Raw genomic sequence first — 7,915 nt, 5'->3', positions numbered from 1 at the left:
AACGGCGACTTAACCCAGAAAATTACGGTAGATGTAAAAGGCGAGATCCTCCAGATCAAAGATGTGATCAACATCATGGTAGATCAGCTGAGTTCTTTTGCTTCGGAAGTAACCCGCGTGGCGCTGGAAGTAGGTTCGGAAGGTAAACTGGGTGGCCAGGCAACGGTGCCGAATGTGGCCGGCGTTTGGAAAGCCCTTACCGACAACGTAAACTACATGGCCGGTAACTTAACCAATCAGGTACGTGATATTGCCAATGTTGCCACGGCGGTTGCCCGCGGTGACCTGAGCCAGAAAATCACGGTAGATGTTAAAGGCGAACTCCTTCAACTGAAAGAGAATATCAACCAGATGGTAGATTCCCTCAACATCTTTGCCGACGAAGTAACCCGCGTGGCGCTTGAAGTAGGTACTGAAGGAAAACTGGGCGGACAAGCCAATGTGCCGAACGTAGGCGGGGTGTGGAAAGGACTTACTGACAACGTAAACTCCATGGCCTCAAACTTAACTTCGCAGGTACGCGATATTGCCAACGTGGCCACTTCGGTAGCGCGTGGAGACCTGAGCCAGAAGATGGAAGTGGAAGTGAAAGGCGAGATCCTGGAACTGAAAAACATCCTCAACCAGATGGTGGATTCACTGAACATCTTTGCTGATGAGGTAACCCGGGTAGCGCGTGAAGTAGGTACGGAAGGAAAACTTGGCGGCCAGGCCAATGTGCCAAAAGTACGCGGAACCTGGAAAGAACTGACCGACAACGTAAACACCATGGCATCTAACCTGACGCTTCAGGTGCGGGATATTGCCAACGTTGCGACAGCGGTTGCGCGCGGTGATCTGAGCCAGAAAATGACCGTGGATGTAAAAGGCGAAATTTTAGAGCTGAAAAACATCCTCAACCAGATGGTGGATTCCCTCAACATCTTTGCTGGTGAGGTAACCCGGGTGGCACTTGAAGTAGGTACCGAAGGAAAACTCGGTGGCCAGGCGGCGGTGCCGAATGTTGGTGGTGTTTGGAAAGACCTGACCGATAACGTAAATACGATGGCTGCTAACCTGACCACACAGGTACGCGGTATCATTAAGATCGTAACAGCAGTATCGAAAGGTGACCTTACGCAGAAACTGATACTGGAAGCAAAAGGTGAAGTGGCTGACCTGGCTGAAACGATCAACAGCATGGTGGATGACCTGAACCGTTTAGCGGGTGAGGTTAGCCGGGTAGCAAGAGTAGCCGGTGTGGAAGGAAAACTAACTGAACGTGCCACAGTACATGGGGTAGGCGGAAGCTGGAAAGAACTCGTAGATACGCTGAACGACCTGTTGGAATCGATTGTAACGCCGGTGCTGGAAGTTTCCAGAATTGTAAGAGCCATCTCGGAAGGTGACCTGACCCAGAAAGTTGAGATCCATACCGCGGGTGATATTCTGGCCATGTCGAATGCCTTGAATATGGCGGTAGATAACCTGAATACCTTACTCGGCGAGATCAACGAAAGCTCGCTGGTAGTAGGAAGTTCTTCGGAAGAAATGGCCGCCAAAGGTTTGGAAATGAGCCGGATCACGGTAGACGTTTCCTTGAGCATGCAGCAAATGGCGGAAGGTGCGCAAAACCAGGCGTTGAAAACTGACCAGGCCTTTAAGCTGATAGAAGAGATCATGAAAGCGACCAAGGAAACGGCCGGTAAAGCAGACGTTGTGAACAAGGCCGCGATCCTGGGTGAGGAAACTTCCCAGCTCGGTCTGAAAACGGTAGCCGAAGTGGTGAAAAACATGGAAGAGATTTCTACTTCCGCGGCGCTTACTTCCAAAACCATCGAAGTACTGAGTACCCGTTCGCAGGAGATATCCAAATCGCTTGGGGTAATTACCGACATTGCGGCGCAGACCAACTTACTGGCACTTAACGCAGCCATCGAGGCGGCTCGTGCCGGGGAAGCAGGACGTGGTTTTGCGGTAGTAGCCGAAGAGATCCGGAAACTAGCGGAAGGCTCACGGAAATCGGCCAACGAAATTGCTACTTTGGTTGAAGACGTGAAAAAAGATACTTCTTCTGCAGCAGCGGCGATCTCGACCATGGAAGGGCGGGTATTGAAAGGAAAGAATGCTACCTTCGAAGCATCGAGCGCTTTCAAAAACATTGCTACTTCTACCGGCGAATCGCTGAGAACGGCCCAGGATATTCTAACGGCTACCGAAGTGCAGAAATCATCTATTTCCGACGTTGTGAAATACGTGGAAGAAGTGGTGGCAATTGCTGAGCAAACGGCTTCCGGTACGCAACAGGTGGCAGGTACGGCCAAGCAGCTTTCAGCTTCCATGCAGGAGCTAACCGCTTCGAGCCAGCAACTGAATGATATTGCAGAAGACTTGCAGCTTGGAATTTCAGCCTTTAAACTGATAAACGGCAACCTGTTGATCCAGCAGAAAGTGGCGCGCCGGAACCCGGTAATGCCGGTTGCTCCGGCCCGCAGACAGGCTCCGGCTACTAAGCCGGCCCAGGATAACCGTGCAAACGAGGAGGCCAAAAAAGCCGCCGCAAATGCCGCTGCCAAGAAACCCGCTTCGAAAAAGTAGTAAATGAATAAGAAACAGAACCCCGAAGAAATAACCGATCAGAAGGACCTGGCTATGGAAGCTACGGTCCACCTGATCGTGTTCAGGCTTGGTTCAGAAGAATATGGCATCCGGATCGAGCAGGTTAAGGAAGTTACCATTACTCCGGAAATAACCCGCATGCCCAAAACGCCGGATTTTATAAAAGGCGTGGCGAATATCCGCGGCGATATCATTGCGATCATGGATCTGGAAGAACGTTTCCGGATCCGTTCGTCGCACCCTGACCCGGCCATGTCTACTTATACCCTGGCCATAGAAGCTAAAGATTACATCATTGGCATTATTGTAAGAGATATGCCGCAGTCCCTGACCATTCCGGTGTCAAAAATAGATAAGACCCCGGCTTTTATTCAGGACCTGAACATAAACGATAATTACATTGAGGGAATTGGTAAACTGGGCAGCCGCCTGATCATTGTGCTGGATATTTTTAAAATTCTGACGCACGATGAAATTCAGCTTCTGAAACCCTTATAAAACGCTAGGGTTTCCGCCTTAAAAAGTAGTATTGCAACTTATAGACACACCAGAAATATTATGAAAAAGAGAATATTAATTGTTGACGACTCCTTCTACATGCGCACCATGCTTAAAAATATGCTGACGGATGCCGGTTACGAAGTGGTGGGTGAAGCGCCGAACGGACAAACGGCTTTGCAACTGGCCAAAGAAACTAACCCTGACTTGGTTACTCTGGACGTAATTCTGCCGGATAACACGGGTCTGGATGTGTTAAAAGGCATTAAGCAGGATAACCCTGACATGAAGGTAATTATTGTAAGTGCCGTGGGTCAGGAAGTAATTGTGAACGAAGCGATTGAACACGGTGCTTTGGCTTATATCGTAAAGCCTTTTTCCGAAGAGAAAGTGCTGGAAACGGTTGGCAACGCCTTAAAATAAGCAACGCTGCAATTTCGCCGCTTTAATTAAGAAAGTAAATACGTGCTCACGGGTTCCCAGAAGCTTAAGGTTATTATTTCAGACAGCTCCAATTTTTCGAGGCTGGTGCTCACCAATATGGTGCAGGCCCAACCCGACCTGGAAGTGCTGGACACGGCCGCCGACGAAAAGTCGCTGGTGGCAGCGGTGCGTCAGCAACGCCCGGATCTGGTGTTGGCTGGTCTGAATCTGCAGTACCAGCGGCAGTTAAGTTGCCTGCAACAGGTGTACCAGGAAAGTGGCGTACCGGCTCTGGTACTGCTCGACCAGGCAAACCAGAGCGCCGGCCCGGTAATGAAAGCGGCGGAAATGGGCATTTATGATTTTATTCTGAAGCCGGCCCACCAGCTGCAACCCCGCTTGCTCGATATGAAGAGCGAGATCCTTAAAAAGATCAGGGCGGTACGGGAGCAGGAATTGGAGCCGAGTTTTACTGCTCAAAACGATACCGTTTTTGCTTTAAAAAGGCCCTTGGTAAAAACGCCAAAAGGCATTGTTGTAATCGGGGCTTCTACGGGCGGTACGCAGGCAGTTGAAAAGATCGTGGCCCGGCTGGATGAAAATCTGGATGCCTGCGTGCTGATCGCGGTGCATTTACCAGCTGGTTTTACGGGCTCTTTTGCGCGTCGTCTGCAAACCTTAACCCGCTTGAAAGTAGTGGAAGGAAAACCCGGGATCAGGTTGCTGAAAGGAAAAATCATTATTGCCCCGGGCGGGAAGAATACCGTCGTTTTGCCGGAAATGAACCGGACGGGACAATATTCGATCGGTTTTGCGCCGGATGCTGAAAATGTATACGACCGGCCTTCAGTAGATAAACTCATGGATTCAGTTGCAGCAATCGGAGGCAAAAATGTGTTGGGCATTGTGCTTACGGGTATGGGCAACGACGGTACCCAAGGTCTGAAAGCTATTCAGAATAAAGGAGGTATAACCATGGCCCAGGACCAGGCTTCGAGCGTGATCTTTGGCATGGCGAAATCGGCAATTGAGCAGGGACACGTAACGCATGTACGTTCTTTATTCCGGATACCGGCCTTAATTAATAAATTTATTACCGACTTACCGGCTGCTGAAGTAACGCAGCAGCCAGGCTTTTAATGAAATCGAGAGAACAGGAATATCGGGAAATATTTGTAGCAGAAGCGCTGGAATACTACGACGCTCTCAGCCGCCACATCAGCGAGCTCGAGAAATCGCCGAAGGATGAAAAGCTGCTGGCCGAGATCTTCCGTTTGCTTCATAACCTGAAGGCAAATGCCAAGGCCATCGGTTTTATTAATATTTCGGACCTCTCGCATAAACTGGAAACGGCTTTTGGCCTGATCCGGAATAAGGAGCTGAATTTTAGCGACGAAGTGGTTACGGTGCTTTTCGACGGCGTGGATATGCTGGGTGAAATGATCACCAACTTAGATAACCCGAATTACAAAGAAGCAGACAACCAGGTACTTCTCCGCAATCTTGACCTGATCGTAGAAGCCCCGGATAGTACCGCCCTGGAAGTGGACAAAGTGCAGCGTGATTACACGGCTAAAAACTTATCACTCTCAGACCTTATTTATATCCAGATCAAAAAGCTGGACCATATGATGAACCTGGTAGGCGAGCTGATCATTGACCGCGACCGGATCTTATCGTTGAGTAAGGAAATTGAAAACCCGGATCTGGCTGTGGTGAGTTCGCATTTGTACCGGATTACCGAAGAGCTGCAGTTCAGTGTGATGGATGCGCGGCTGGTAAATGTGGGCACGCTGTTCAATAAATTCCCGCGGATCGTGCGGGATATTGCCGTTGCGGAAAAAAAACAGATCCACCTGGAAATTACTGGCCAGGATATTCAGATTGACCGGAACATTCTGCAGATCATTACCGATTCGCTCTTGCACCTGGTGCGGAACGCCATTACCCATGGCATTGAACCGGCTGAGGAACGGGTTAAAATAGGGAAAGAAGCGGAAGGAAACGTATGGCTTTCGGCGCAGAACGACCGCGATATGGTGAATATAAAACTGCGCGATGATGGGAAAGGCATTGACCTGAACGATATGAAAAAGGCCATTGTGCAGCGCGGATTTTTAACCTCCGATGTGGTGAACGACCTGCGTGAATCGGAAATTCTTTCTTATATTTTCGAACCGGGTTTTTCGCTGGCAAAAGAAATTACCGAATTTTCTGGTCGGGGTGTAGGTCTGGACGTAGTAAAAAATGCGATAGATTCTATTGGCGGCCGGCTGCGGGTGGAATCTGAAATAGGAGTGGGCACCACGTTTACGTTGCATTTGCCAACTTCCATTGCCGTGAAGGGTGCGCTGCTATTTGAAGTAGCCGGCGGTTTTTTTGCCATCCCGCTGATGCATACGGATTCGGTGGTGGCTTTGCAGAATCATCAGCTGCACGAGGTTGGAGATATGCTGGTAGCCGAAATTATGAATGAAACCATCAGCGTGATCTACCTCGACGAATTGCTGAATGCACCGGAGGGACAGATGCGGCTGGGAGATAAAAGGGTGCTGAAAGGCACTGAGCAAAATATTATAATTGTAACGTATAATAACCGGAAATTAGGTCTGATTGTTGATAAGCTGTTGCGTCAGCAGGATATTGTGATCAAGCCTTTAAATAAACCGGTAGATAATATTGATATTTACGGGGGCGTTACATTGTTAGGAACGGGTAAAGTGTGTCTGGTGCTCGATGTGCCGGCTATAACCCGTTACTTTATTTCGAAGCGTTAGGAAAGTGGCCGGCAGCATAAGCGGTATTTGTTTTATTAAAAAGTAAGATCCATGGAACTTCAAGTATCTGAGCTGGAAAAAGACATTATTAAAGAAATCCTGAACATTGGCCTGGCCCGGGCTGCAGATTCGTTTGCAGTTATTGCCAAGGACATTGTGCTCCTGAAAGTTCCGGACTTACAATTAACCGATCCGAAAGAGATCCTGAAGCTGGTCACGGACTATGAAAATACGCACGTGATCATTCAGTCGGATATTAAAGGCGATTTTAACGGCTCTACGCTGATGCTTTTCTCGGGTAACCAGATCGAAAGGTTAAGCGAAGTCTGCCTGAAAGTTGAATATAAATACGAGGGCGAACTTTCTGATATGCAGGAATCTTTATTGCTGGAGATCAGCAATATTATTACCGGCGCTTTGGTTACCCAGCTGGCCAATATCCTGAAAGCCAATATATACGGTTCACCGCCGGTAGCGCCCAAAGGCAAAATTGCCGATTCGCTTAAAGATATCTTGGCGCACCACCCGCTGTTTCAGCCCATGGTTTTTACCGTGATCACGCAGTTTACCAATTTTACGAAAGTGGTTGAATTGCCGCTCATGATCTTTTTCGATACCAACACCTTTATTAAAATTCTGGACATAATCCGTTCTTATAGCTTCCTGGAAGAAAATAACCAGCAATAAAAGGATTACAGTTTGTTAAAGACTTTTTAAGGTAAAATACATAGCGTTTTTTTAATTTTCAGCGTACAAACCGGTACTCAGTTTTAAAGCTTGCCGGATGCGTTTCAAAATCCAGAAGAACAATATAAGTACATTCGAAGTCTTTGGTTATGCCCTCATTTTAATGGGCATTATTATACTGGTCTGGGGTGTGCAGCAGTTCAATCTGTTTGGCCGGGTAGAAGGCAAATCGCCGGAAGAACTGGGAATAAGGTTTGGGCAGTACGGCGAATTTATTGGCGGCATAGTAGGTTCGCTCTGGGCGTTGGCCGGCGTTTTCTTGTTTTTTGCCACGCTGCTTTACCAGAAACGCGAATTTCAGCTGCAGCGCACCGAACTGCATAAAACCCAGCGCATTTATCAGCAGCAAAGTTTCTCCACGCTTTTCATCAGTTTTTTAGTGCAACACAACGACATTGTAGGGAAACTTTCTGCCTATGATATTAACCAGGCACCCTGGAACGGAACAAACTTCTTTATATTCTTCAAAGAAAAAGTACTGAGTTCCTACATTGGCAAAGTGCGTTTGCTGCCAAAAGAACAACGCACCGAAAAACTGCTGTACGCCTACTTTCGCGACTATTTTACCTACCATTTCCGGTTTTACGAAAGCAGCCTGAACCCCTATCTGCGCAATTTAACGGTGCTGCTGAATATGATCGAGCGGTTCCGGCAGGATGCCGACGACGAAAGCGATTATTACAGCCTGATTATGAAAACCAATTTATCCGATTCGGAATTGTTTCTCATCTACCATTTAAATGAGTTCGGGTTGTTGCCGGAAATTAAAGAAGCCGTTGAACATTACGACCTTTTTCAGCATTTGCCGGCTTTTGAGAAAGTATATTACCAGGTGCAGACTGAAAAAATATGAAAAGCTGCCAATCCCCTTC

The 7,915-nt window shown here is 48.0% G+C and carries 7 protein-coding genes; all 7 read left to right on the top strand.

Features of this window, described 5'->3' with window-relative positions; genetic code table 11:
• A partial coding sequence (locus tag I5M27_RS09130) for a methyl-accepting chemotaxis protein (protein ID WP_200505879.1) occupies positions 1 to 2,577 on the top strand: 2,577 nt, incomplete at its 5' end.
• Positions 2,578 to 2,580: 3 nt separating this feature from the next.
• Entirely contained in the window at positions 2,581 to 3,096 is a 516-nt protein-coding gene (locus I5M27_RS09125; RefSeq protein WP_200505878.1) for a chemotaxis protein CheW, read from the top strand.
• A gap of 60 nt (positions 3,097 to 3,156) precedes the next feature.
• Positions 3,157 to 3,519 carry a response regulator gene (locus I5M27_RS09120; RefSeq protein ID WP_200505877.1) on the top strand — a complete coding sequence of 121 codons (363 nt, stop codon included), beginning with the start codon at positions 3,157 to 3,159 and terminating at the stop codon, positions 3,517 to 3,519.
• 42 nt (positions 3,520 to 3,561) lie between these two features.
• The gene (locus I5M27_RS09115) at positions 3,562 to 4,659 is read left to right on the top strand and encodes a chemotaxis protein CheB (protein ID WP_200505876.1); all 1,098 of its coding nucleotides are present in this window, start codon (positions 3,562 to 3,564) and stop codon (positions 4,657 to 4,659) included.
• Positions 4,659 to 6,296 (top strand): chemotaxis protein CheA, encoded by a 1,638-nt coding sequence (locus I5M27_RS09110; RefSeq protein WP_200505875.1) that lies wholly within the window; start codon positions 4,659 to 4,661, stop codon positions 6,294 to 6,296. Before I5M27_RS09115 ends, I5M27_RS09110 begins: the two co-directional genes overlap by 1 nt.
• Before the next feature lie 51 nt (positions 6,297 to 6,347).
• The gene (locus I5M27_RS09105; protein WP_200505874.1) at positions 6,348 to 6,983 is read left to right on the top strand and encodes a chemotaxis protein CheC; all 636 of its coding nucleotides are present in this window, start codon (positions 6,348 to 6,350) and stop codon (positions 6,981 to 6,983) included.
• 97 nt (positions 6,984 to 7,080) lie between these two features.
• A complete protein-coding gene (locus I5M27_RS09100; protein ID WP_200505873.1) occupies positions 7,081 to 7,896 on the top strand; it encodes a putative phage abortive infection protein in 816 nt (271 codons plus the stop codon).
• Positions 7,897 to 7,915 lie beyond the last annotated feature (19 nt).

It is taken from the genome of Adhaeribacter terrigena (assembly GCF_016623615.1).
In the GTDB taxonomy this organism is placed as follows: Bacteria; Bacteroidota; Bacteroidia; order Cytophagales; family Hymenobacteraceae; genus Adhaeribacter_A; species Adhaeribacter_A terrigena.
The sequence above is the reverse complement of the archived record's forward strand: the minus strand, read 5'-3'. Positions and strand labels throughout refer to the sequence as shown.

What these genes read in the sequence shown, in the direction of transcription:
- I5M27_RS09125 (WP_200505878.1), top strand. Translation starts at nt 2,581, where the DNA reads ATGAATAAGAAACAGAACCCCGAAGAAATAACCGATCAGAAGGACCTG.
- I5M27_RS09120 (WP_200505877.1), top strand. Translation starts at nt 3,157, where the DNA reads ATGAAAAAGAGAATATTAATTGTTGACGACTCCTTCTACATGCGCACC.
- I5M27_RS09110 (WP_200505875.1), top strand. Translation starts at nt 4,659, where the DNA reads ATGAAATCGAGAGAACAGGAATATCGGGAAATATTTGTAGCAGAAGCG.
- I5M27_RS09105 (WP_200505874.1), top strand. Translation starts at nt 6,348, where the DNA reads ATGGAACTTCAAGTATCTGAGCTGGAAAAAGACATTATTAAAGAAATC.
- I5M27_RS09100 (WP_200505873.1), top strand. Translation starts at nt 7,081, where the DNA reads ATGCGTTTCAAAATCCAGAAGAACAATATAAGTACATTCGAAGTCTTT.